This is a genomic window from Streptomyces sp. NPDC050433 (assembly GCF_044458565.1).
Lineage (GTDB): Bacteria > Actinomycetota > Actinomycetes > Streptomycetales > Streptomycetaceae > Streptomyces.
The window spans coordinates 101,069-123,653 of record NZ_JBITIB010000005.1 but is presented as its reverse complement, the minus strand read 5'-3'; the positions used below and the strand labels follow the sequence as shown (position 1 = coordinate 123,653).

23 protein-coding genes are annotated in these 22,585 nt (G+C 68.8%); 8 read left to right on the top strand and 15 right to left on the bottom strand.

From position 1 onward, the window contains the following. Positions 1 to 96 precede the first annotated feature (96 nt). From ACIBLA_RS08555 to ACIBLA_RS08545, 3 genes are all read right to left on the bottom strand, one after another. Positions 97 to 1,926, bottom strand: a complete 1,830-nt coding sequence (locus ACIBLA_RS08555) for a PQQ-binding-like beta-propeller repeat protein (RefSeq protein ID WP_363246688.1) — start codon at positions 1,924 to 1,926, stop codon at positions 97 to 99. 97 nt (positions 1,927 to 2,023) lie between these two features. After that, entirely contained in the window at positions 2,024 to 3,841 is a 1,818-nt protein-coding gene (locus tag ACIBLA_RS08550; RefSeq protein ID WP_399198162.1) for a PQQ-binding-like beta-propeller repeat protein, read from the bottom strand. A gap of 256 nt (positions 3,842 to 4,097) precedes the next feature. Continuing rightward, positions 4,098 to 5,915: an ABC-F family ATP-binding cassette domain-containing protein gene (locus tag ACIBLA_RS08545; protein ID WP_399198161.1), complete on the bottom strand. Its 1,818-nt coding sequence runs from the start codon at positions 5,913 to 5,915 to the stop codon at positions 4,098 to 4,100. Positions 5,916 to 6,227: 312 nt separating this feature from the next. Between ACIBLA_RS08545 and ACIBLA_RS08540 the strand changes: the two genes are divergently transcribed. The 5 genes from ACIBLA_RS08540 to ACIBLA_RS08520 all read left to right on the top strand — a co-directional run bounded on the left by ACIBLA_RS08540 (position 6,228) and on the right by ACIBLA_RS08520 (position 10,349). Further along, the gene (locus ACIBLA_RS08540; protein ID WP_399198160.1) at positions 6,228 to 7,376 is read left to right on the top strand and encodes a PQQ-dependent sugar dehydrogenase; all 1,149 of its coding nucleotides are present in this window, start codon (positions 6,228 to 6,230) and stop codon (positions 7,374 to 7,376) included. Positions 7,377 to 7,612: 236 nt separating this feature from the next. After that, positions 7,613 to 8,746 (top strand): PQQ-dependent sugar dehydrogenase, encoded by a 1,134-nt coding sequence (locus tag ACIBLA_RS08535; RefSeq protein ID WP_399198159.1) that lies wholly within the window; start codon positions 7,613 to 7,615, stop codon positions 8,744 to 8,746. A gap of 295 nt (positions 8,747 to 9,041) precedes the next feature. After that, complete coding sequence (locus ACIBLA_RS08530) at positions 9,042 to 9,653, top strand: alpha/beta fold hydrolase (protein WP_399198158.1); 612 nt, start codon at positions 9,042 to 9,044, stop codon at positions 9,651 to 9,653. A gap of 218 nt (positions 9,654 to 9,871) precedes the next feature. Continuing rightward, complete coding sequence (locus tag ACIBLA_RS08525) at positions 9,872 to 10,135, top strand: DUF6400 family protein (RefSeq protein ID WP_399198157.1); 264 nt, start codon at positions 9,872 to 9,874, stop codon at positions 10,133 to 10,135. Next, positions 10,119 to 10,349: a hypothetical protein gene (locus tag ACIBLA_RS08520; RefSeq protein ID WP_399198156.1), complete on the top strand. Its 231-nt coding sequence runs from the start codon at positions 10,119 to 10,121 to the stop codon at positions 10,347 to 10,349. Before ACIBLA_RS08525 ends, ACIBLA_RS08520 begins: the two co-directional genes overlap by 17 nt. 76 nt (positions 10,350 to 10,425) lie before the next feature. On the opposite strand, the gene ACIBLA_RS08515 is transcribed toward ACIBLA_RS08520, so the two are convergent. The 6 genes from ACIBLA_RS08515 to ACIBLA_RS08490 all read right to left on the bottom strand — a co-directional run bounded on the left by ACIBLA_RS08515 (position 10,426) and on the right by ACIBLA_RS08490 (position 15,210). Continuing rightward, positions 10,426 to 11,214, bottom strand: coding sequence for an ABC transporter permease (locus ACIBLA_RS08515; protein WP_399198155.1), 789 nt, complete (start codon positions 11,212 to 11,214; stop codon positions 10,426 to 10,428). Further along, positions 11,211 to 12,227, bottom strand: a complete 1,017-nt coding sequence (locus ACIBLA_RS08510) for an ATP-binding cassette domain-containing protein (RefSeq protein ID WP_399198239.1) — start codon at positions 12,225 to 12,227, stop codon at positions 11,211 to 11,213. The genes ACIBLA_RS08515 and ACIBLA_RS08510 overlap by 4 nt, the downstream gene beginning before the upstream one ends. Before the next feature lie 121 nt (positions 12,228 to 12,348). After that, the gene (locus ACIBLA_RS08505) at positions 12,349 to 13,218 is read right to left on the bottom strand and encodes a DUF4097 family beta strand repeat-containing protein (RefSeq protein WP_399198154.1); all 870 of its coding nucleotides are present in this window, start codon (positions 13,216 to 13,218) and stop codon (positions 12,349 to 12,351) included. Between the two features lie 274 nt (positions 13,219 to 13,492). Continuing rightward, a complete protein-coding gene (locus ACIBLA_RS08500) occupies positions 13,493 to 14,041 on the bottom strand; it encodes a hypothetical protein (RefSeq protein ID WP_363242069.1) in 549 nt (182 codons plus the stop codon). 200 nt (positions 14,042 to 14,241) lie between these two features. Further along, a complete protein-coding gene (locus tag ACIBLA_RS08495; protein WP_363242218.1) occupies positions 14,242 to 14,805 on the bottom strand; it encodes a YciI family protein in 564 nt (187 codons plus the stop codon). Positions 14,806 to 14,841: 36 nt separating this feature from the next. Continuing rightward, on the bottom strand, positions 14,842 to 15,210 hold the full coding sequence (locus ACIBLA_RS08490; RefSeq protein WP_399198153.1) for a nuclear transport factor 2 family protein: 369 nt from the start codon (positions 15,208 to 15,210) through the stop codon (positions 14,842 to 14,844). 87 nt (positions 15,211 to 15,297) lie between these two features. Between ACIBLA_RS08490 and ACIBLA_RS08485 the strand changes: the two genes are divergently transcribed. Continuing rightward, on the top strand, positions 15,298 to 16,101 hold the full coding sequence (locus tag ACIBLA_RS08485) for a helix-turn-helix transcriptional regulator (RefSeq protein WP_363242071.1): 804 nt from the start codon (positions 15,298 to 15,300) through the stop codon (positions 16,099 to 16,101). Between the two features lie 13 nt (positions 16,102 to 16,114). Then, entirely contained in the window at positions 16,115 to 16,738 is a 624-nt protein-coding gene (locus ACIBLA_RS08480; RefSeq protein WP_363242073.1) for a DinB family protein, read from the top strand. A gap of 127 nt (positions 16,739 to 16,865) precedes the next feature. On the opposite strand, the gene ACIBLA_RS08475 is transcribed toward ACIBLA_RS08480, so the two are convergent. Then, on the bottom strand, positions 16,866 to 17,567 hold the full coding sequence (locus tag ACIBLA_RS08475; protein ID WP_399198152.1) for an alpha/beta fold hydrolase: 702 nt from the start codon (positions 17,565 to 17,567) through the stop codon (positions 16,866 to 16,868). A gap of 90 nt (positions 17,568 to 17,657) precedes the next feature. On the opposite strand from ACIBLA_RS08475, the gene ACIBLA_RS08470 reads away from it, so the two are divergent. Next, positions 17,658 to 18,221, top strand: coding sequence for a GNAT family N-acetyltransferase (locus tag ACIBLA_RS08470; RefSeq protein ID WP_399198151.1), 564 nt, complete (start codon positions 17,658 to 17,660; stop codon positions 18,219 to 18,221). A 7-nt stretch (positions 18,222 to 18,228) separates the two neighbouring features. Here ACIBLA_RS08470 and ACIBLA_RS08465 read toward each other — a convergent pair whose 3' ends face one another. The 5 genes from ACIBLA_RS08465 to ACIBLA_RS08445 are packed head-to-tail and all read right to left on the bottom strand — an operon-like array spanning position 18,229 to position 22,568. Next, positions 18,229 to 19,068 carry a methionyl-tRNA formyltransferase gene (locus ACIBLA_RS08465; RefSeq protein WP_399198150.1) on the bottom strand — a complete coding sequence of 280 codons (840 nt, stop codon included), beginning with the start codon at positions 19,066 to 19,068 and terminating at the stop codon, positions 18,229 to 18,231. Further along, entirely contained in the window at positions 19,069 to 19,695 is a 627-nt protein-coding gene (locus ACIBLA_RS08460) for a DUF6879 family protein (protein WP_399198149.1), read from the bottom strand. Further along, on the bottom strand, positions 19,688 to 19,957 hold the full coding sequence (locus tag ACIBLA_RS08455; RefSeq protein WP_363242083.1) for a hypothetical protein: 270 nt from the start codon (positions 19,955 to 19,957) through the stop codon (positions 19,688 to 19,690). Before ACIBLA_RS08455 ends, ACIBLA_RS08460 begins: the two co-directional genes overlap by 8 nt. Beyond that, on the bottom strand, positions 19,954 to 22,140 hold the full coding sequence (locus ACIBLA_RS08450; RefSeq protein WP_399198148.1) for a tetratricopeptide repeat protein: 2,187 nt from the start codon (positions 22,138 to 22,140) through the stop codon (positions 19,954 to 19,956). The genes ACIBLA_RS08455 and ACIBLA_RS08450 overlap by 4 nt, the downstream gene beginning before the upstream one ends. Then, positions 22,137 to 22,568 (bottom strand): hypothetical protein, encoded by a 432-nt coding sequence (locus tag ACIBLA_RS08445; protein ID WP_363242084.1) that lies wholly within the window; start codon positions 22,566 to 22,568, stop codon positions 22,137 to 22,139. The genes ACIBLA_RS08450 and ACIBLA_RS08445 overlap by 4 nt, the downstream gene beginning before the upstream one ends. Positions 22,569 to 22,585 lie beyond the last annotated feature (17 nt).

The window sequence follows — 22,585 nt, the reverse complement described above, 5'->3', positions numbered from 1 at the left end:
GAGCGGCTTTGAACGCGTTCGCCGGGCGGCCCCGTACTGGCGGCGCGCCCGGCGATCGGGAACGACGACCGCGGCCCAGGAGCCGCGGTCACCCCACTAGTTGTTGGTGGTGAACCCCACCACCAGGTACTCCTTGCGGTCGCTGGACGTGCTCGGCTCGCTGATCAGCGTCTCCGAGGTGTACATCCGGCCGTTGGCGTACCGGATCTCCGCGCCGTCCAGCGAGAAGCTGGTCTCCGCCTCGCGGACGGACTCCTCGCTCGGGTTCTCCATGAGAACCGTCTCCTTGAAGGTCCCGCCGTCGATGGAGACGATCTGTCCGCCCTTGTCGTACGGGGGCCACTTGTACGCGATGATGTTCGAACCGTCCATGCGCAGCGGGTACATCGCGTAGCGCTCACCCGCGTCGGCCCGGTCGGTCGTGGCCTTGCCGGTCGCGAGGTCGAAGGAGACGATCTCGTTGGTCTGGCCGTAGTCCTCGCCGGTGCCCTCGTGCTCCTCGGTCGGCACATAGATCCTGTCGTTGCCGACGGCGAGCTTGTTGCACTGCTCGACCTCGGTGGAACGGCAATTGCCCGCGTACTTCTCGGCGTCCACGGGGATCTTGGCGCGCAGCTTGCCGGTCTTCTCGTCGATGGAGAAGAAGTCCGAGATGCCGCTGCCGTCACCGGCGGTGTCACCGACGTCGGCCGCGACGACGAGCGGCTTGGTGGAGACGACGGAGACGTACTCGACGCCCGCGGGCATCTTGAACGTGGAGATCGGCGCGCCGTCGGCCGGATTCACGTTCTGAATCGTCACCGTCGGGTCGTCGTACGAGCCGCACTTGCGGGCCGCGACGAGTCCGGGGCCGCCGCCGTAACCCATGTCGTAGCAGCCCTCGGCGTTGACCTCGGGCTTCCACAGGTTGTCGCCGGTGGTCAGGTCGAAGGCCGCGCCGCCGTCGGTGCCGCCGGCGGCGACGGTCTTGCCGCTGAGGGTGACCTCGTTGAAGGCCGCCTTGTCGTCACCGGCGTTGCCACCGGTGACCGACTTGGTCCACAGGAGCTTGCCGGCGTCGAGGTCGATCGCGCCGACCTCGGTGCACTGGACGTACTTGTCCTTGGCGGTCGGCTTGCTCGCGCCGAAGACGACGGCCGTCTTGTTGTCCTCGGTGGCGTGGCGCGAGGCGGCGCAGACCTGGCCGGGCAGCGGGATGGTCCAGAGCTGCTTGCCGCTGTCCGGCTCGTAGCCGATGATCTGGTTCACACCGGTCTTGACGTACGCCTTGTCGGTGATCCACGAGCCGGAGACGTCGGTGATGTCGGCGACCTTGGGCTGCGGGAGCTGGAAGGCGACCTTCGACTTGGTGTTGGCCGGGGGCTTCTCCTTGCCGCCGCCGAGGGACTTCTCGCCGTTCTCGCCGCCCTTGCCGCCCTTGGAGTCGGACGTCTTGGCCTGGTTGTCCTTGTCGTCGCCGCCGCTGGAGGCGAAGTAGACGCCACCGCCGACGATCAGTACGACGGCGACCACCGCGGCGATGATGATCTGCGCCTGGGTGTTGATCTTCTTGCCGCCGCCGGGAGTTCCGCCGGGGCCGGGCTGACCGGGCTGGGTGTACGGCTGGCCGGGCTGCTGCGGGTAGCCGTACTGCGGCTGCTGGCCCTGCTGCGGATACCCGTACTGCGGCTGGCCCATGGGCTGGGTCGGCGGCTGCTGCGGGTACTGGCCACCCTGCTGCGGGTAGCCGTACTGGGGCTGGCCCACGGGCTGGGTCGGCGGCTGCTGCGGATAGCCGTAACCGGGCTGCTCGGGCGGCGGCGTCGGGGCGCCGAAGCCGCCCGACGGCGGCTCGGTCGGCGCGCCGAAACCACCGGCCGGCGGCTCCTGCGGCTTGCCGAACCCGCCCTGCGGGGGCTCGTTGGGCGGCTGGGGCGGGTGTGTCATGGCGTGCTTACCTCGAAGAGATGAGAGTGCGTACGGAGCGGGAGCGCCTGAGACGGCAGCGGCTGGGGAATGGATATGAGGCGCGTCATGAGGCGCGTCACTTGCCGAACGCCATCATGGTCTTCGTCTCCATCTCCGCCTTGTCGTCACTGGCGCTGACCCGGCTGCTGGTCACATAGAACCGCCCGCCCACATAGTCCAGTTCGGAGTCGTAGAACGAACTCTCGATCTGGGAGGTGGACTGCGGGTTCTGGAGCAGCACCTTCGGTGCGCCCCCGGTGGGCGCCAGGGTCGCGACAGCGCCGCCCTTGTCGTACGCCGGCTCGAAGTAGAGGAGCACGTTCGCGCCCTCCATCCCCAGCGGCGTCATGACACGCTCGGCCGGGGCCTTGGCGCGCCACTTGGACTTGCCGGTCGACAGGTCGAACGCGATGACCTCGTTGGTGCCGCTCGATCCGGTCTCACTCGGCTGCGTCGCCATGTAGAAGGTGCTGGCGTCGGCCGCGACGCCGGTGCAGCCGTCCAGGTTGGCGCCGAAGACGATGAAGCTGCCACCGCAGTTGGGCTGGAACTTGTCGTTGCCGCCGTCGATCTGCGAGCGCACGGTGCCGTTGTCGTTGAGCGCGACGATGGCCCAGGACTTCTTGTCCGGCTCGGTCAGCGACAGGACGATCGGGTTGCTCGAATAGACCTTGTCGAGCTCCCAGTTCGTCTTGAGCTTGTACGTCCACTTGGGCTTGCCGGTGGCCGGGTCGAGCTCCTGCACCTGGTTCTGCTGCTTGTCCACGTCGCCGCCGGGGCACGACTCGGCGGCGATCATCCGCTCGCCGCTGGCTATGGCGCCCGGCTGGCACTCGCCGGGCACCTCGTCGAAGAGCTCCTTGCCGTCGCTCATCCGGTAGGCGTTGACGTGTCCGGTGCGGGCCGCGGTGACGGTGCCACCGTTGATCGCGAGCGTGATGTCGGACAGGAAGTCCCAGTTGCCCGCCTGCTTGACCTCCTGCTTCCAGCCGCCCTTGCCGGTCTTGAGGTCGATCTGCTGGAGAACGGTGCAGTTGGCCTTCTCCGAGACACCGTCCTTGATCCCGATGACGACCTTGCCGTCGGCCGTGGACGTCGAGGGCGCGGCGCACACCTCGGCGGGCAGGGTGAGGCTCCACTTCTCCTTGCCGTCCGCGGCGCCGTACCCGACCACCTTCTTGTACATGGCCTTGGCGACGACGTCGCCGGCGAACCACGGGCCGTACACGTCGGCGCCGTTCTTCGGCAGGTCGACGTCGTTCTTCTGGAGCCAAAGGATCTTCGACTCGCCGTCCTTGCGCCCGGCGTTGAGGTCGTCCTGCGCCTCACGCCCGCCGCCGGTGCCGTCACCGGTGTCGGGCTCGTCCGAGCCGGAGGGCTTGGCGTCCTTGTCCTTGCTGACGTTCTTCTTGGAGCCGCCGTCGTCGTCACCGCTGAGGACGAACCAGGTGCCGCCGCCGATGACGAGCAGCCCCGCGACGGCCGCCGCGATGAGGGCGCCGGGCTTGCGCGTGAAGAAGCTGCCGCCGCCGTTGCCGCCGGGGGGCGGGGTGGGCGCGCCGGGGAACTGCTGGGGCGGGAAGCCGCCACCGCCGTACGGATTGGGCTGCTGGCCGTACGGTCCCGGCTGGTTGTAGGGGCCGGGCTGCTGGCCGTAGGGACCGGGCTGGTTGTACGGACCGGGCTGGTTGTACGGACCGGGCTGGTTGTACGGCCCCGGCTGCGGCGGCTGACCGGCCTGAGGCGGCTGACCCGGCGGCTGGCCGGGAACGGGCGGCGTCTGCGGGTACCCGTATCCGGGCTCGCCCTGCGGCGGTCCCTGCGGGTATCCGTACCCCGGCTGTTGGCCCGGCTGCTGTCCCGGCGGTGGTGGCTGGCTGGGTGGCTGGGTCATCAGCGCTTCCCCCTTGTCGTACGGTCCTTCGTCCGGTCGGTCTCCCCCGCTGTTCCGGCGGTCGGGAATTCAGCTGTCAAATGTCAGCTGGGGCCACCGGAATGGAGCGATTCGGGCTTGGGATCCGCAGTGTCACGTCAGTCGAGCGGGCCTTCTTTGTATCACTCGCACCCCAGTACGGGACGGGCCGGTCGCCCCCTGTTCCCAAGGGAGGACCGGCCCGTGACGCGGTTGTTATGAGGTCTGTACGGGACCTCTACGCGTCCTCGGCCAGCTCCATCCAGCGCATCTCCAACTCGTCGCGCTGCGCCACGAGTTCACGGAGTTCGCTGTCGAGTTTCGCCACCTTGTCAAAGTCCGTGGCGCTTTCGGCGATCTGTCCGTGAAGGGCGGTCTCGCGGGTCGACATCTTCTCGAGTTGGCGCTCGATTCGCTGGAGTTCCTTTTTGGCGGCGCGATTGTCCTTGGCGGAGACGGCGGATGGGGAGGCGGTGGATGCCGGAGCGGCGGCCGGGGCGGACGCCGGGGCAGCCGACTCGACGACCTTGCGCCGCCGTTCCAGATACTCGTCGATACCGCGCGGCAGATGACGCAGGGTGGCGTCGCCGAGGAGCGCGTACACCTTGTCCGTCGTCCGCTCGACGAAGAACCGGTCGTGGCTGATGACGACCATCGAACCGGGCCAGCCGTCGAGCAGGTCCTCCAGCTGGGTGAGGGTCTCGATGTCGAGATCGTTCGTCGGCTCGTCCAGGAACAGCACGTTGGGCTCGTCCATCAGCAGCCGCAGGATCTGGAGCCTGCGCCGCTCACCACCGGAGAGATCGCCGACAGGCGTCCACTGCTTGTCCTTGCCGAAACCGAACTGCTCGCAGAGCTGCCCGGCGGTCATCTCCCGCCCCTTGCCCAGGTCGACCCGGTCACGCACCTGTTGAACGGCTTCCAGCACCCGCAAGGTGGGCTTGAGTTCCCCCACCTCCTGCGACAGATACGCCAGCTTGACGGTCCGTCCGACGATCACCTTCCCGGCCTCGGGCTGGACGTCTCCCTGCGTACGGGCCGCCTCGGCGAGCGCGCGCAGGAGTGATGTCTTGCCCGCGCCGTTGACACCGACGAGGCCGATCCGGTCGCCGGGGCCGAGCTGCCAGGTCAGATGCTTGAGCAGCACCTTCGGCCCGGCCTGGACGGTCACGTCCTCCAGGTCGAAGACCGTCTTGCCGAGACGCGCGTTGGCGAACTTCATCAGCGAGGAGGTGTCGCGGGGCGGCGGCACGTCCGCGATCAGTTCGTTGGCGGCCTCGATGCGGTAGCGCGGCTTGGAGGTCCGGGCCGGCGGGCCGCGCCGCAGCCACGCCAGCTCCTTGCGCACCAGGTTCTGCCGCTTGGACTCCTCGGTGGCGGCGATGCGCTCGCGCTCGGCGCGGGCGAAGACGTAGTCGGAGTAGCCACCCTCGTACTCGTGCACCGCGCCGCGCTGCACGTCCCACATCCGCGTGCAGACCTGGTCCAGGAACCACCGGTCGTGCGTCACGACGACGAGCGCGGAACGGCGTTCGCGCAGATGCCGGGCGAGCCAGGAGATGCCCTCGACGTCGAGGTGGTTGGTCGGCTCGTCGAGGACGATCACGTCCTGTTCGGCGATGAGCAGCTTCGCGAGCGCGATCCGCCGCCGCTCGCCACCGGACAACGGCCCGATGACGGTGTCGAGCCCCTGCGGAAACCCGGCCATGTCGAGCCCGCCGAACAGCCCGGTGAGCACGTCTCGGATCTTGGCGTTCCCGGCCCACTCGTGATCGGCGAGATCCCCGATGACCTCGTGCCGGACGGTGGCCTCGGGATCGAGCGAGTCATGCTGCGTGAGCACCCCGAGCCGCAGCCCCCCACTGTGCGTGACCCGTCCGGTGTCGGCCTCCTCCAGCTTGGCGAGCATCCGGATGAGGGTGGTCTTCCCGTCCCCGTTCCGCCCGACGACCCCGATCCGGTCCCCTTCGGACACCCCGAGGGAGACACCGTCGAGCAGCGCACGGGTGCCGTACACCTTGGTGACTGCCTCGACATTGACCAGATTGACGGCCATTTCACTCCTGCGACGGGTGCTTCGGGTACGACGGGCCGGATGGACCGGCCTCCCAGCGTAGTCGGCACGGGGGTGGGGCGCGGGCTCGGTCCGGGTGGTGGGCGGCGGGGCCGGGGAGAGCGCAATGAAGGTAGATGGACAGAGGCGAAGAGGCAGGGGCATTGGTCTAGGCCAAACACTTCTGTCTCTGTATTCTCATCCGTGGCCAGTAGCGCACAAATCCTTCACCCGGGTTGCGTGCCGGCGCGGGCGACGCCCACCCAACACTGCTCCGAGCAGCCGGGTCCCATTCGCCGCCTCCAGGAGGTCACGGTGAAAGTTCGCACCAGAAGCTCGGCGATCATCGGCACCATCTGCCTCATCGCGTCCCTCGCACTGACCACGGCCTCCGCCGACGAGCCCCGCGGCCCCCGCCCGGCGGCAGACGTGGCGCTCACGGAAGTGGCCACCGCCCAGAACCCCATCGCCGGCGCCGCAGGGCCCCGTGGCACGGTGTGGATCGCCGAACGCGCGGGCACCGTACGGGTCCTGACCGGCCAGGGACTCAGCCAGCCCGTTCTCGACATCTCCAGCGAGACCACCACCGACGGCGAACGCGGGCTGCTGGGCGTCGCGTTCGACAAGTGGTTCGCGCACTTCTACATCTCGTACACGGACCTCGAAGGCACCAGCACCGTCGATGAGATCGCCCTGCGCAACGGCAAACTCCAGCCGCACACGCGGCGCACCGTCATCACCCAGACCCAGCCGTACGAGAACCACAACGGCGGCGACATCAAGGTCGGTCCCGACGGCTACCTCTACATCGCCCTCGGCGACGGCGGCGCGGGCGGCGACCCGCACGGCAACGGCCAGAAACTCGACACCCTGCTCGGCAAGATCCTGCGCATCGACCCGCTCGGCGGCAAGTACAGCGGCAAGCCCTACACGATCCCGAAGAGCAACCCGTTCGTGAACGACCCCAACGCCAGGGACGAGATCTGGGCGTACGGGCTCCGCAACCCCTGGCGGTTCTCCTTCGACTCCGGCACCGGCGACATGCTGATCGCGGACGTCGGCCAGAGCGACTGGGAGGAGATCGACTGGGCCCCGGCGAACAGCAAGGGCGGCGAGAACTACGGCTGGGCCTCCATGGAGGGCAACCACCCCTTCCGCGGCGGCACGGAACCGGCGAACCACGTACCCCCGGTCCACGAGTACGACCGCACCGGCCTCGGCTGCTCGGTCACCGGCGGCTACGTCTACCGCGGCGCCAAGATCCCGGCCCTCAAGGGCCAGTACCTGTTCAGCGACTACTGCGACGGCACAGTGCGCGCCCTGCAGATGAACAACGGCAAGGTGACCGGCCAGAGCGAACTCGGAGTCATCAACGGCGAGGTCATCTCCTTCGTCCAGGACGGCGAGGGCGAGCTGTACGTGCTCGCCATCGGCGGCAGCATCTCCCGCATCGACCCGGCGTAACGACTACTCAGGTCAGGTCAGGCCCGGTGCCGCGGTCTCGGCACCGGGCCTGAAAGCTGGGCGAGGCCAAAAGGACCAGTATTGGTCTAGGCCAGGCCACCCCTGTCTCTGTATTCTCATCCGTGGCCAGTTGCACTCAATCCCCCCACCCAGGTTGCGCGCTGGCACGGGCGACACCGCCGACAACTCCGCCCGAGCAGCCGGGTCCCCCCACTCGCCGCCTCCAGGAGGCCACGGTGAAAATTCGCACCAGAAGCTCGGCGATCATCGGCACCATCTGCCTCATCGGCTCCCTCGCCCTGGGCTCGGCATCCGCCGACGAGCCCGCCGCCCCACAGCAGGCGGCGGTCGCCCTTACGGAAGTGGCCACGGCCCAGAACCCGATCGCCGGCGCCGCCGGGCCCGACGGCACGGTGTGGATTGCCGAACGCGCGGGCACCGTACGGGTCCTGACCGACCAGGGACTCGGCGCGCCGGTCCTCGACATCTCCGACGAGACCACGACCACGGGTGAACGCGGCCTGCTGGGCGTCGCGTTCGACAACGAACTCGCGCACTTCTACATCTCGTACACGGACCTCGAAGGCACCAGCACGATCGACGAGTTCGCGGTGCGGGACGGCGCGATCCAGCCGGACACCCGGCGTACGGTCCTCACCCAGACGCAGCCGTACGAGAACCACAACGGCGGCGACATCAAGTTCGGTCCCGACGGCTACCTCTACATCGCCCTCGGCGACGGCGGCGCGGGCGGCGACCCGCACGGCAACGGCCAGAAACTCGACACTCTGCTGGGCAAGATCCTGCGCATCGACCCGGCCGGCGCCGAGCCGTACGCCATCCCGTCGGACAACCCGTTCGTGAACGACCCGAGCGCGAAGGACGAGATCTGGTCGTACGGGCTCCGCAACCCCTGGCGGTTCTCCTTCGACTCGGGCACCGGCGACATGCTGGTCGGCGATGTCGGCCAGAGTGAGTGGGAGGAGATCGACTGGGCCCCGGCGAACAGCAAGGGCGGCGAGAACTACGGCTGGGCCTCCATGGAGGGCAACCACCCCTTCCGCGGCGGCACGGAGCCCGCGAACCACGTCCCGCCGGTGCACGAGTACGACCGCAACGGCCTGGGCTGCTCGGTGACCGGCGGCTACGTCTACCGCGGCGACGCCGTCCCGGATCTCAAGGGCCAGTACGTGTACAGCGACTACTGCGACGGCACGCTCCGCACCCTGAAGATCGAGAACGGCGCCGTGACCGGCCAGGGCGACCTCGGAGTCAACGGCGGCGAGGTCATCTCGTTCGTGGAGGGCGGCGACGGCGAGCTGTACGTGCTCGGCCTGGGCGGCAGCGTCTCGCGCATCGACGCGGCGTAGCTCCTGCCGGACACGAGGCCGGGCCCGGCGCTTCTCCCGCCGCCCGCGGTCTGAACCGCAGCACGTGGCGGCGTGAGGGGGGCGGGGTCGCAGGAAGGGTGTGTTCGGACACTCAGGCTGATTTGTGGCGCGTGAACAAGAAGGCCTCATCGGATCCAACGAACGGGGCACGCACCGTAAATCATGCCGTCCGGACATACCCCTCCGGAGATCCCGAACCCGCCCCCGACGGCACCCGGCGACCATCGCCCTCCCCTCAGCGCCACGTCTCCCCGGACGCACCCGTTCGCCCACCATGGTGGTCCAGCAGCTTCGACAGCAGCGCGGCATCTCGACCGCGCTCGGCGCCGTGGCACCCGAGCGAGTCGTCGGCGTGCACGTCAACTACCTGCCGACCAGACCGGTTCCGGACGCCGGCATCGGACTCTCCGAGACGGACGAGGCCCGGCTGGACAAGGTCAGGCAGCTGATGGCGAACCGTCCGCCGTACCAGGCACTTCAGGCGCTCACCCCGCAGACCATCGGCTACGCACTGACCGACTCGCCGGTCGGGCAACTGGCCTGGATCGCCGAGCGCTTCGCGCAGTGGACCGACCCGCGTTCGCCGATCAGTGACGAGCGGATACTCACGGGCATCTCGCTGTACTGGCTGACCGCCACCGCCGCTTCCTCGGCCCGCCTGCACCACGACGCCGCGCGGGGGTCGGAGCCGTGCCCGGTACCCATGGGCGTGGCGGTGTTCGCGTACGACATCACCCAGTCGGTGCGACCGCTGGCCGAGCGGCTGTACGACATCAGGCACTGGTCGGAGTTCGACCGCGGCGGCCACTTCGCCGCGATGGAGGTGCCGGAGCTGCTGGCCGGGGACATCCGGGACTTCTTCCTCACCCTCACCACGCAAACGTGAAGTACGTCACAGCACCGCGGGCGGGCGAGGGGCCCCGCGCCGGCAACAGCCCACCCCCGTCCGCCGATCCGGGGACGCACTGCCGTACGGGATCGACCGGGCCGACCAGGACGACTTAGGCCACCCTTCCCTGCCCCTGCCGCCGCCTGCTACAGATGGAGGGGTACCACTGGCACCCGGCACCCGGCACCCGGCACCCGCACAGCGAAAGTCTCGCCATGAACCACGACAACGGCACCGACCCCGCTCCCGACCTCATACCCTTCGACATCGACCTGACCTTCGAGGAAGCCCGGCGACGGGCCGAGGTCGTGGCCGCGCTCGGGCCCGACTGGGACCCGGTGGCCGCCCTGCGCGGCGAGGACGAGGCGTACGCGCTCCTCTACTCCGGCCTGGACGCCGAGCAGCAGCGCACATACGACATGCTGGTGGCGGCCGGGGTCCTGCCGGAGGACGGGCCGGGTCGTGCGCCTGCCCATTGATCCGCAGGCCGACGCCTCCCGGCGCGCCTGGGTGGCCTGCCCCGTCTGTGACGACGCCCGGCACTGCGCGGTGTGCGCCGGCACCCGCAACTGCGGCGAGCACTGGCGCTATCTGATCTCCAACAGCGGGCCGGTGCTCCACCTCCAGTGCCCGCGGTGCACGCACATGTGGTCGGTGAACACGCGACCCGATGTGCCCCACCGAGGCGCCTGAACAGGCGAGGGCGGGGTGCTCACCTCCCCGGTGAGTGAGCACCCCGCCCTCGCGCTTGCCCCGCCTTCAGTCGCCTTCAGCCCGTGGTACTGCTGTTGAAGAGCGAGCGCGACCACACGTAACCGACCAGGGCGATCCCGGCGCACCAGGCCAGCGAGATCCAGCCGTCGTTGCCGATCGCCGTGCCGGTCAGCAGGCCGCGCAGGGTCTCGATCATCGGGGTGAACGGCTGGTACTCGGCGAACCAGCGCAGACCCGGCGACATCGACTCGGCCGGCACGAACGCGGAGCCGAGGAACGGCAGGAACTGGATCAGCAGCGGCTTGTTGCTCGCGGACTCGACCGTCTTGGACACCAGCCCGATCCCCACGGCGAGCCACGTCACCCCGAAGGCGATGCCCGCGAGCAGCCCGGCCGCCGCCAGCCACTCGACCGGGCTCGCGTCCGGGCGGAAGCCGAGCGCGAGCGCCACGCCGACGACCAGTACCAGGCTCACCATCGTCTGGAGAACGCTGCCGATGACATGACCGGTCAGGAATGACGAACGCGTGATGTTCATGGTGCGGAAGCGGTTGATGATGCCCTTGGTCATGTCGGAGCAGACAGCGATGGACGTCGAGATGACCCCGGCCGCCACCCCCATGATCAGGACGCCAGGAGTCAGATACTCCAGATATACGCCCCGGCTGCCGCCCATTCCGGCACCGATCGAGTCACCGAAGGCGTACACGAACAGCAGCAGCATCAGGATCGGCATCATGGCCGAGCCGAGCGACACGCTGGGATAGCGGATCGCGTGCTTCAGGTTGCGCCGCAGCATCGTCTTCGAGTCGTGCAGGGCGTGGCTGAGGGTGAGGGTGCTCATCGCAGGGTCTCCTTGACGTGAAGGGGGGTGCGGGTGCCGGTGGTGCCGTCGCCCGGGGTGCCGTCGCCGGTCAGAGCGAGGAACACGTCGTCCAGGTCGGGGGTGTGCACGGAGAAGTCGGCTGCGCGCACGCCGGTGGCGTCGAGCCGGTCGAGCAGGGAGCGCAGCGCGTCGAGTCCGCCGTCGCTCGCGATACGCAGGGCCAGTTCCTCGTCGTCCAGGGCCGCGCCCGGGAAGGCGGCGGACGCGCGCCCGTACTCGTCGAGGTCGGTGAACCGCAGCCGTACGTGACTGCCGGGGATCTGCGCCTTCAGCTCCTCGGCGGTGCCCTCGGCGACGATCCGGCCGCCGTCGAGCACCGCGATCCGGTCCGCCAACTGGTCGGCCTCCTCCAGGTACTGCGTGGTGAGGAAGACGGTGACGCCTCCGGCGACCAGCGAGCGCACGGTCTCCCACATGGTGCGGCGGCTGCGCGGGTCGAGGCCGGTCGTCGGCTCGTCGAGGAAGATCACCTGCGGGTCGCCGACCAGCGTCATGGCGAGGTCGAGCCGGCGCCGCATACCGCCGGAGAAGAACGCGGCTCGCTTGTGTGCGACGTCCGCGATGTCGAAGCGTTCCAGCAACTCCTTGGTACGGGACCGCCCTTCGCGCTTGCCGAGGCGCAGCAGGTCGGCCATGAGGAGCAGGTTCTCCTCGGCGGTGAGCAGGTCGTCGAGTGCGGCGAACTGCCCGGTGACGCCGATCGCGGCGCGCACACCCTCCGGTGCGGAGGCGACGTCGTGGCCCGCGACCTGGGCCTGGCCGCCGTCGGCGGCGATGAGTGTGGACAGGATCTGCACGGTGGTGGTCTTGCCGGCGCCGTTCGGTCCGAGGAGCGCGAAGACGGTGCCGGACGGGATGCGCAGGTCGATGCCGTCGAGGACGGTCTTTTCGCCGTACGACTTGCGCAGATCGGCGGTGCTGACGGCTGCGGGCGACGGGTGGCCGTCGCCCGGCCTGGGCGACATGGACATGGGCATGACAGAAGAAGGCATGGAGCCCTCCATTCGAAGGCGCGGTGAGTGGGCGCTGGTCGGTGGCGAGGGTGAGACTGAGACTGAGGCTGAGGCTGCGGCTGAGGTGCGCGGGTGCCGGTCAGGCGCGCGGGCGGGTGCGGGTGCGGCGGATGTCGATGTTGCCGTGGCGGGTCCGGGCCTTGACCTTGACGGTGTCCTCGGACTCGTCCGGAGTCGCGGACGCGGTGAGCGTGTTGCGTACCTGACCGAAGCCCGAGCTGGCGTCGAGCCAGGCGGCCGTATCCTCGCGGATGCCGATCTCGATGGCGCCGTAGGAGTTCTCCAACTGGACGGTGCCGCGGGCGACTTCCTCAAGGCGCAGGGTGCCGTGGGCGGTGGTGGCGGCGACGGAGCCCTCGGCGTTCTCGATGAGGATGTCGCCGTGGGCGCCGCTCACGCGCAGATCGCCCAGGGCGTTGGCGACGGTCGTGGTGCCCTGCGAGTTCTTCAGGACGGCCGGGCCTTCGAGGGTGCCCAAGCGCAGGCTGCCGGTGCTGGTGGTGATCTCGGCAGCCCCTTCGACACGCTCCACGATGATGTTGCCGTGGGACGCGGTCACGTTCAGCGGCCCGGTGGTGTCGAGGCGTACATCGCCCGACGAGGTCTTCACGCGGACCTGACCGAGCCGGCCGTCGCTGTGCGTCTGGGCCCAGGCGCCGGTCATCTCCACCTGCGAGCCGGTGGGCAGTTCGACGGTCACGTCGACGGTGCCGGTGCGCCCGACGAAGTAGCGGCTCTTGGGCGTCCTGATGGTCAACAGGCCGCTCGCGTAACGCACTTCGGTCTGCTCGGCGGTCCGTACGTCCTGATCCTTCTTCGGGTCGCGGGGCTGTACGTCGACGACGGTGTCGAGGCGGTCGGTCGCGATGAACTGGATGGATCCGGCTTCGACATGGGCGGTGGCCGAGATCGGCTCGGGAGTGGCGAAGGGAGCGTCGGAAGAAGGCATGGCTGTCCCGTCCTCTTGGGTCTTGGAGCGAAGTGAAGTGATTCGAAGTGGTGTGGAGTGGAGCGCAATGGGCTGCGCTGGACCGGCGTCGAAGCGGCTAGGCCGTGTTTTAGAAGTAGCGCCGTCCGCCCGCAGGGCGGGCCCCACGGTGTCCGGTGCGTGCGATCGCAAGGCGGAGGATCGCTCTCGTACTGGGCGTACTCGGGCGACTCCGACAACGCGGCGAGCGTGCGTGCCGGGCGTCGCGCGCCAGGCGGGACTTCTGAAACACGGCCTAGCGCACCCAGCCCGTGTAGCTCTGTCCGACGGTCCGGGTGATGCGGGTCTTCTCCGTCGTACGTGACGGGGTGCCGCCGTCGACCGCGGCCGACACGGCCCGCACCAGCCACGCGTTGACCGACAGGCCCTCGCGGCTCGCGGCCTCCTCGGCCCGCGTCTTCAGATGGGCGGGCAGGCGCAGATTGACGCGGGCGGTGCCACCCTCGTCGCCGTCGGCGGGCGCCGGGGCCGGCGCGAGCGGCTGCTCGGCGGGCCCGCTCCCGCCCTCGTACGCGTCGTACGTCTCGTACGTCTCGTCGCGCGGCGGCGGCGTGACGACGAAGTCCGGGTCGAGCCCGCGCAGACGTACGTCGACCGAGCCCGGAGCGAGTTCACGGGTGATCTCGTCCATCGCGGCGGAGAGCACGTTGAGCATCGTCAGGCGGGTCGCCGACTCCAGGGGGGCGGTGAGCCGCTCGGCCAGCTCGCGGGCTTCTTCGCCGCCGGATTCGGCGGCCACCGCGAGTTCGCGGCGGAGGTTGTCGACATACGGCGTGAGGTCCATGGCGCAATAGTGGCACTATTTTGGCACCACACGCAAGCCCATGCCGGAATCAACGGCGGGCGGAAACCAGCAGCACGACCCTGACCTGCAAGAATGAGCAGACAGCAACGCACATCAATGTGACACCACGCGGAGCCACGGCCTCACCTTGGCACCTCTGGTGGCACCACGTGACGCCATGTAGCGCCACTGGTGGCACCTCACGACCGCCCACCGAACTGCCAGCGGTGGACCTCGATGCCGGCGTACCCCTCCGGCGTCAGGACGGCCCGAGCCGTCTCCGGGTCCGGGGCGCGGAGCAGCGCGGCCGTGCCCAGCCACGCGGTGTCGTCGTCGGACATCAACGGCCCGTACGCGATCAGCTCGCCGGAGTCGGACGGTACTGCGAGGTCGACGGCCGCTCCGCCCGGCCCCGCCGGTCCCGAGCCGAGGCCGAGCACCAGGTAGCGGTTGCCGTCCTCGGGGCCGCCGGGGAAGTCCCACATGGTGCGCCCCAGCACGTTGCGCCAGCGGCGCAGCGACACGTCCCGGTACACACCGGCCTGATAGCCGGGCTCGTCGAACGCGAAGGCGCGGGCGGCGGCGGGGTTCGGCAGGTCGAGGATGTGGACGCTGCCGGTGGGTGTGCCGTCGCCGGCCAGGGTCGGGCCGCGGGCGATCATCTCCCGTGCGTACCCGTCCATGTACGACCAGTGCTCCTCCAGCAGTTCATGGCGCAGCGCCAGGGAGCCGGGCCGGTCGCGGTGGTAGCAGAAGAACTCCATCCCGGCAGTCTTCACCATGCCCGGCTACCGCACGGTTCAGAGGATCGCCACCGGATTCGGGGCGCCGGCCGGGATCTGCTCGACGACCTCCCAGCGCTCGGCGATCAGGCCGTCCTGGATACGGAAGATGTCGGCGACGGCGATGTCGAGCGCCCCGCCGGGCAGCCATCGCCGGGAGAACATCGTCACGTAGTCGCCTTCCGCCACGAGACGGCGGATGTCGATCCGCAGCTCGGCGAGGGGCAGTTTCCGCGCCTCCGCGATCCAGTCCGCTTTCGTGGAGGTCCGGAAGGGCAGGCCGTGATCCGCGTAGTCGTCGCGCAGGAGACCTGCGACGGCGTCGAGGTCGCCCTTGCCGTACAGCTCCAGGCAGTTGAGTACCAGGCCCTTGTAGTCAGTGTTCATGGCCCGGAGTGTGGCCAAGCAGGTGTGGGCTGTCGATGAACTCGCAGTTCATGGACCGTGCCGGAGCCTGCGTTTAAGGTCGGGGCCGTGGAGACGGTGGGTGGTCTGCTGCGCGAGTGGCGGCACAGTCGACAGCTGAGCCAGCTCGATCTCGCGCTGGCGGCGGGTGTTTCGCCGAGGTACGTCAGCCTCGTGGAGACGGGGCGGTCCCGGCCGAGCGCCGACATGGTGCTGCGGCTCGCGGCTCAGCTGGAGGTGCCGCTGCGGCATCGCAACCGGCTGCTGGTGGCGGCCGGGTTCGCGCCGAGATACCGCGAGCGGCCACTCGACGGACCGGACATGTCGGCCGTCCGGGACGCGGTGGTCAGGGTGCTGCGCGCGCACGAGCCGTATCCGGCGCTGGTCGTGGACGGGCGGTGGAACATCGTGCTGGCCAACGCCCCGGTCGAGCACTTCCTCGCGGACGTCGATCCCGATCTGCTCGTCGCGCCGGTCAACATGGTGCGGCTGGGTCTCGACCCGCGGGGCCTCGCCTCCCGGATCGTGAACCTGGCCGAGGTGCGCTCGTTCCTCCGTGCCCGCTTGTCCCGGCAGGTCGCGCGGACCGGTGATCCGGTGGTCGGTGCGCTGTACGACGAGTTCTTCGCGGAGGACGGGCCCGAGGAGGCGGTGCCTCCGCCTTCGCCGGAGTCGGAGGTCGCGACTCCGATGATCTTCCGCTTCCAGGGGCGGGAGTTGAGCCTTTTCTCAACCATCACGACGTTCGGAACGCCCCAGGACATCACGCTGGACGAGATCTCGATCGAGTCGTACTACCCGGCGGACGCCGACAGCGCCGCCCTCCTGCGCACCCTCGCAACCGCGCGGAGCCCGGTCGTCGGCACCGAATGAAAGACTGCACGCCATGGTGCAAACGAACCCGAAGACGGATCAGCCCACGACGGATCAGCCCAAGGCGGATCTTCTCCGCTATCTGCAAGCCGCGCGTGACGCCCTGCTGTGGAAGCTCGACGGGCTCTCGGAGTACGACGTCCGCCGCCCTCTGACACCCACGGGGACCAACCTGTTGGGGCTGGTCAAGCACCTCGCCGGGGTCGAGGCGGGGTACTTCGGCGAAGTGTTCGGGCGGCCGTTCTTCGCCGAGGGCCAAGTGCCGTCGTGGTACGGGGACGACGCCGAGCCGAACGCGGACATGTGGGCCACCGCGGACGAGTCGCGCGAGGACATCATCGGGCTGTACCACCAGGTGTGGGAGCACGCGCACAGCACGATCGCCGCGCTGCCGCTCGACGCGACCGGTCACGTCCCGTGGTGGCGGGAGGACCAGCGCGAGGTGACACTGCACCGGATCCTGGTGCACGTGATCGCCGAGACCGGCCGACACGCGGGCCACGCCGACATCGTGCGGGAGCTGATCGACGGCGCGGTCGGAATGCGGAAGGGCAACGAGAACATGCCGTCGGACGAAGGGACTTCGTGGGACACCTACCGCCGCGTACTGGAGGACGTGGCGCGGTCGGCGGGGTAAGGGCCCGGCCCGGACCGACCTCCTGATCACGCTCTGGCGCCTCACCACACGACGGAGAGATCCGCGCACTCCCAGTCGCTGCTACGGGACCGGGCCGAGGCGATGACGAACCACGCCTGGCCGGTGGTCAGGCGTTGAGCAGGATCTGGGCCAGTTCGTGGGGCTGCGAGAACATCGGCCAGTGGCCCGTGTTCATCTCCACCAGCCGCCACTGCTCACTCTTCAGCAACTCGACCACGTCCGGGCTCGGTTCCGGCCAGTCCAGCAGGCACTTGATGTACGTCGCCGGGAGTTCACCGAGGGGGCGGTGCAGCTTCGCCGCCTCGGTCAGCGTCCCGCCCGGGTGCGGCGTCGCGCCCGAGACGATGCGGGTGATCTGCTCGTCCGTGAGGCCCTGCCCCTCGTACTCCTCAGCCGTGAGCGGCGCCCAGAAGCCGCCGCTCTCGGCGATCGACGCCTCTACCGCCGCCCTGCCGTCCGGCCAGGCGGAGACGAAGGACTCACCGTCCTTCGGCACGTTCGAGTCGACGAACACCACGCGGGCCAGCCGGTCACCGATCCGCTCGGCCGCCTGGCCGACCGGGATGCCCGAGTAGCTGTGCCCGACCAGGACGACGTCGCGCAGGTCGAGGCGTTCGACCGCGTCCACGATGTCCTGGACGTGTGTCTCCTGACCAATGGGCGCATCCCGCCGCTCCTGCCGCCTCTCGGCGAGGCCGGACAGCGTCAGCGCGTGCACGTCATGCCCGGCGGCCCGCAGGTCGGCCACCACGTCGTCCCACGCCCACGAACCGAGCCACGCGCCTGCCACGAGTACGAAATGTGTCATGCCGGGAATCTAGCCCAGGGGTCTGACAGTCGACCGTCCAGACCGTCCAGACCGTTCAGAGGGCCAGACTGTTCGGACATAATCGGCGGTGTGTTGACCGCCGAACTCCACGTCGACCCGAGCCCCGACGGGCACCCCGCCCTCGACCTCCGGCCCTGGGACGACAGTGATATCCAGCCGCTGATCGACATCTACCGCGATCCCGTGATCCGGCAGTGGACTCGGCTGCCTGTCACGGGAGTGGACGACGCGCTGCGGTGGCTGGCGATTCAGCGGGACGGGTGGCGGACCGGGGAGCGGCTCAGTTTTGCCGTACATGAAGAGGGTCGGCTCGTGGCCAACGTCGTCGTCAAACGGGCCGCGGACCAAGCCGATCGCGCCGAGGTCGGGTACTGGACCGCCGCCGAGGCCCGCGGGCGCGGGATCGCGTCGCGGGCGCTGGAGGCCCTGACCGGCTGGGCGTTCGGCACCCTCCCCGGAGTCACCCGTCTCGAACTGCTCCACCAGGTCGACAACCTCGCCTCCTGCCGTGTCGCGGAGAAGGCGGGCTACACCTACCGCCAGACCCTGCCCGCCCGGCCACCGTTCCCCCTCGACGGGCACCAGCACGTACGGGAAGCTCCGGGCTCATCCATTGACGGGCTTTCCATGTGACGCCCAGTCAGACCGGCATCGAAGCCACGATCCACAGAGGACCGTCCGCGCACATCACCTGCCTGCCGCCGGTAGGTTCGAGCGAGGTCCGCAGCACTCTGATCTGTTCGCCGGGCAGGTTCGCGATCGGGCCGGACTTTCCTGAACTGCCGAATCGCGTGGCCCGTACCTGATTGTGGATGGCGTTCCTCGTGTGACTCCAGTCAATACAGGAGAATCCAGGTTCCATCCATCCGGCGTAGGATGCCTGGTCTTCACTCTGAGCAATTCCTGGAAACCCTTCCTCGACACGCGTCAGCGCAGCGGGAAGGAGCCGAGCGATGACCTCGTCCACCTCATTCCAGAGCAGATCCGGTACCACATCATCGTCCAGCGCGATTCCAGACTCCTGGACCAGAATCCCACCGGAATCAAATTCCTCAGTCATGTGGTGGACAGTTACCCCGATCTCACTGTCCCCGTTTCGGATCGCCCAGTTCACCGGGATGGGCCCTCGATATTTCGGCAGCATCGACGTATGCACATTGATGGCCCCTGATGCCGTGGCCTGCAAGGCTGCGGGAGGAAACTTCCAGGGGAATCCATAACAGACGATGATGTCGGCCTCGTACTCCCGTAGCGTCCGCGCCAGCAGCACTTTCTTACTTCCTGGCAGCAGCAGGTCCACCCCTGGCGGAACGCTCTCGACGATCTCAGCGACCACCGGCCCGGCCCCGGCCCTCGTTGGCCCACCGGGGCGTAGTGACCGAGCGTGCAGATACGCCACAGGCAGATGCCCTGACTCCGCACAGGCCGCGCGAAGGACCGCGAACCCGCGGGCGGAGTAGGACACCAAGATGACACGCATTCATGCCCCTTCAACCTCGGGCGGCGGGAGGGAGAGCACCCGACGCTTGAAGAAGCTGTCGAGCTGCTCGCCGGATCTGTGAATTCCTCGAATAATTTCCCGGCACTCCGCGATCAGCCGGCCGTCGGTGTACCTGACACCGCCGGCCAGTGTCCCGTCGTCATCGTAGATGATTTCGTACAACGCGGACGACCCGATGATGGCGATCTCAGGTAACTGCGTACCGGATTCGAGCAGCGAGATGGCATCCGCCTGCACGATCCGCGTATCCTCGCCGCATTGTTCTTTCAGTCGCAGGAGATGAAGCTCCCATTGCAGATAGGGAGTGACGGGCTCCTCGACCACTCGAACACGATGCAGCCCGAAACCGTGGTCCGCGATTTTCTGGAAGTACTGCTCGTAATGGCTTCTCTGTCCGGCGATCAACGCCAGAGACGCGTCCCAGTCCCCACGGAAGAACGCCTCCCAGCTCTCCACCCCTGGTTCTCTGAAGGACTGCTGACGTTCGAACTTCCAGAATCCCGCTTCACCGAATGAGCCGGCGTTCCAGAAGCGCTTGTCGAAATCCTCCAGATAGTCGTCCAGCGCAAGCCGGTCGCCGGAAGCCTCGATCAGCAGCCTACGCATCGGGGGTGTCCGCCTTCGCGGCCACGGCCGTCCTGCGCGGGATGACGACCAAGCGCTCGTCCGGAGCGATCTTCACGCCGTCGGGTAGCTCTGCGCGGTAGGAATCAGTGAGGTCCCTGCCGATGACGGCGATGTCCCCGTTCTCCAGTTCCCAGATGTCAGGGCATCCGGACTCACCACCCGTCGTGCCCAGTTCTTCGGGGGATTTGCCCAGGCGCCGGGCCAGCGGTGATGAGGGATCTGCTTCCCACCCACGAATCATTCGTGTCCTCCAGGTAAGCCGTTCTGCTGCTTCCGGTAGTTGTCGCGCTTCTTACGGGCCGCCAACGTCCACTGATGAGCAGGGCCGAGCACTTGCTCTCGCCCCTCGATGACCCTCTCGATCTGCTCAATGGCCTCCGCGCTCTCACCCAGGGCGGCCAGGACAGCGCTGAGCAGGCTTCGTGCGGCCAAGGTGATCGGATATTCGGCTCCGTAACGACGTTCATGTGCGGTCAAGGCGCGGCGCGCCGGCGCCAGTGCCTCGGTTGGGCTACCGGTGTTGAAGAGGGCGTGTGCGCAGTTGAGTTCCGCCGCCAGAGTGGTTGGGTGGTGCGGGCCGAGTTCGCGTGAACAGACGGCGACCAGCTCGGGACCTCCTCCCACTTCCTCCTCCAGCTCAGCTCCAGGTGGGAGTTCCAGCAGACAGGTCCGCGCTTCCAGCGTCAGAGGATGCCGAGGACCGAGGGTCGCCGAGCGGCCTGTCACCGTCCTGCGCATCAGCGCCACTGCCTCCGCCGTACGATCCAGCCAGGTGAGCGGACGTGAGAGCTGGAGGCAACTCGTCAGCGTGTCCGGTGAGTCGGCGCCTGACAGGCGCTCCAGGTCCGCAAGCACCTGCCGGTGACATTCCGCCGCATCCTGGAGGTGCCCGAGTCGGTCGAGGGCCTTTCCCACGCGCTGACGGAGCCGGAGGACAAGAATGTGTTCCTCGCCCAGCCGCCGCGCCACGAGTTCCGCCGCCTCGGTCGCCGCTGCCAGAGCGGAGGCGTACTCACCGGAGCGGTGCTGACCGATCACCAGCCTCAGAGCGCACTCGGCCGCCGTCTCCGCCGTCGGCTGACTCACCCCGGACCAGTCCCTCACACGTCTGAGGAGCGCCAAGACGTGCGGGGAAAGGAGATTGAGCAGCGGGTCCCGTGTCCCGCGCTCCGGTGCTTCCGGGAGCGCCGCCGCGAGGAGCCCCGCGGCTGTGGCGACGAGCGACTCACGTCGGTCGTCCGGTGTACCGCGTGCGACGCTGTCGAGCAGCACCCCATGGGTACGGAGGCACCGCAGGTCGCCGCTGGACACAAGCTCGGTGAGTGAATGGTCGAGCAGTCCTCGAAGCGCGGGTTCCACACGGGCCGCCGGCAGTTCCGGTCCGAACTCGACGCCGCCGAGCAGTGAGATCGGGAGCGGGTCGTCGGACCAGCAGGCCAGCAGGCGCAGAATTGGAGTCGCGTCCGGCATGCCTTGCCTGACAAGGGCGTTCAGCGAAAGTTGCCAGGTGCCGCTGACCAGATGCCGGGAGTCGCCGCCGACGGCGCCCGCGCCCCGGTCGATGAGTTCGATCGGGTCCCCGCGGTCTTCGAGGCGCCGACCGTATTCGGACATGGTCCAGGGTTCGATCACCTGATGCGCCAGAAATCCACCGGCGAGGGTGAGTGCGAGAGGTAGCCGGCCCAGCCGGTCGGCGACGGTGCGGGCCTCCTCGGCGGTCCCGGTTCCGGGTGCGAGATCGCACAGCACCTGGGCCGCGTCGTCCCGTGGCAGCACTCCGACGTGCAGCAGTTCGGCCGCCGGCCACCAGTGCGTGGCCGACTGACGCGTGGTCACGAGTACCGTGCCGCGCGGGCTTGTTCGCAGCCAGCCTCCGTCCCGTAACACCGCCGGATCGTCCGCGTTGTCGAAGACCAGCAGCCAGGGTCTGTCGGAGGCGTCGAGGCGGTCCCAGACGAGGTCGGCGGCGGCCCGGAGCCCGTTGCGCGCCGCCATGAGTTCGCCGTCGCGCGCTCCCCGGTCGGCGGCCACGGCGAGCATTCCGGCGCGTAAGGAAGCGTGGTCGGAGGCGTTGACCCAGAGGCCGAGTCGGCCGGCCTCGTTCGCCGCGTGCCGGAAGAGCGTGTGGGCGACAGCGGTCTTGCCGCAGCCGCCGAGACCGTGGAGGACGAGCACCTCGCCTGCCGCACCGTGGGCGACGGCGGCCCGCAGGCGCAGCATGAGCCCGTCGCGATCCCGCAGTATCGCGGGGGCTCGGCCCACGGCTGGGTGGCGTACCGAGTCCGGACCGCGCGGCGACGGATTCTGGTCCGAGAGTCCCCGGCCCGGCAGGTCGTGATGGTGATGTTCGGTGATGTGCTGATCACCCGACGCCTGATAAACGCGGCCCTGGCCTTCGGCCTGCCCGTCGTTACGACCGGTCACCGCTGATCGAGGTGGAGGTCACGACCGGCCTGATAGATCCGCGCTTCACCGGAGGCAGTGGCCTGCTGGGTCGGGACGGGCGGAACGGGCGACGCGGGAGCGGCCGACGCCGTCTCGGCCAGGAGCGCCCTCAGGTCCTCGGCCAGCTCAGGGTGGGCGTACAGCAGTCTTCGGACCCGCCCCTGCCACTCCGCCCTGATCTCGGCTCTCGTCTCCGTCTCGTTCTGTCGGTCGGAGGCGGCCTGTACGGCGAGTAACTCCTCACGGGAGGCGTCGAGTTCGGTGCCGACATCCTCGGCCGAATCGGGCCGGGCCCGCCGCCAGAGCAGCACCATGCCCTCTCTCATGCTGTTCCAGGTGTCCGTCGCCAGCAGAGTGACGAGGGTTGTTCCGGCAGTGGCCGCCAGAGTGGCCAGTTCCGCTTCCATCCGCCCAACCCCCTTCA

Bases quoted from the DNA above. Each gene is read 5' to 3' on its own strand.
- ACIBLA_RS08465 (WP_399198150.1), bottom strand. From the start codon at position 19,068: ATGCGTGTCATCTTGGTGTCCTACTCCGCCCGCGGGTTCGCGGTCCTT.
- ACIBLA_RS08500 (WP_363242069.1), bottom strand. From the start codon at position 14,041: ATGGACCTCACGCCGTATGTCGACAACCTCCGCCGCGAACTCGCGGTG.
- ACIBLA_RS08480 (WP_363242073.1), top strand. From the start codon at position 16,115: ATGGTGCAAACGAACCCGAAGACGGATCAGCCCACGACGGATCAGCCC.
- ACIBLA_RS08455 (WP_363242083.1), bottom strand. From the start codon at position 19,957: ATGATTCGTGGGTGGGAAGCAGATCCCTCATCACCGCTGGCCCGGCGC.
- ACIBLA_RS08530 (WP_399198158.1), top strand. From the start codon at position 9,042: ATGGTGGTCCAGCAGCTTCGACAGCAGCGCGGCATCTCGACCGCGCTC.
- ACIBLA_RS08555 (WP_363246688.1), bottom strand. From the start codon at position 1,926: ATGACACACCCGCCCCAGCCGCCCAACGAGCCCCCGCAGGGCGGGTTC.
- ACIBLA_RS08510 (WP_399198239.1), bottom strand. From the start codon at position 12,227: ATGTCCATGTCGCCCAGGCCGGGCGACGGCCACCCGTCGCCCGCAGCC.
- ACIBLA_RS08460 (WP_399198149.1), bottom strand. From the start codon at position 19,695: ATGCGTAGGCTGCTGATCGAGGCTTCCGGCGACCGGCTTGCGCTGGAC.
- ACIBLA_RS08490 (WP_399198153.1), bottom strand. From the start codon at position 15,210: ATGAACACTGACTACAAGGGCCTGGTACTCAACTGCCTGGAGCTGTAC.
- ACIBLA_RS08525 (WP_399198157.1), top strand. From the start codon at position 9,872: ATGAACCACGACAACGGCACCGACCCCGCTCCCGACCTCATACCCTTC.
- ACIBLA_RS08445 (WP_363242084.1), bottom strand. From the start codon at position 22,568: ATGGAAGCGGAACTGGCCACTCTGGCGGCCACTGCCGGAACAACCCTC.
- ACIBLA_RS08475 (WP_399198152.1), bottom strand. From the start codon at position 17,567: ATGACACATTTCGTACTCGTGGCAGGCGCGTGGCTCGGTTCGTGGGCG.
- ACIBLA_RS08495 (WP_363242218.1), bottom strand. From the start codon at position 14,805: ATGGAGTTCTTCTGCTACCACCGCGACCGGCCCGGCTCCCTGGCGCTG.
- ACIBLA_RS08550 (WP_399198162.1), bottom strand. From the start codon at position 3,841: ATGACCCAGCCACCCAGCCAGCCACCACCGCCGGGACAGCAGCCGGGC.
- ACIBLA_RS08515 (WP_399198155.1), bottom strand. From the start codon at position 11,214: ATGAGCACCCTCACCCTCAGCCACGCCCTGCACGACTCGAAGACGATG.
- ACIBLA_RS08545 (WP_399198161.1), bottom strand. From the start codon at position 5,915: ATGGCCGTCAATCTGGTCAATGTCGAGGCAGTCACCAAGGTGTACGGC.
- ACIBLA_RS08505 (WP_399198154.1), bottom strand. From the start codon at position 13,218: ATGCCTTCTTCCGACGCTCCCTTCGCCACTCCCGAGCCGATCTCGGCC.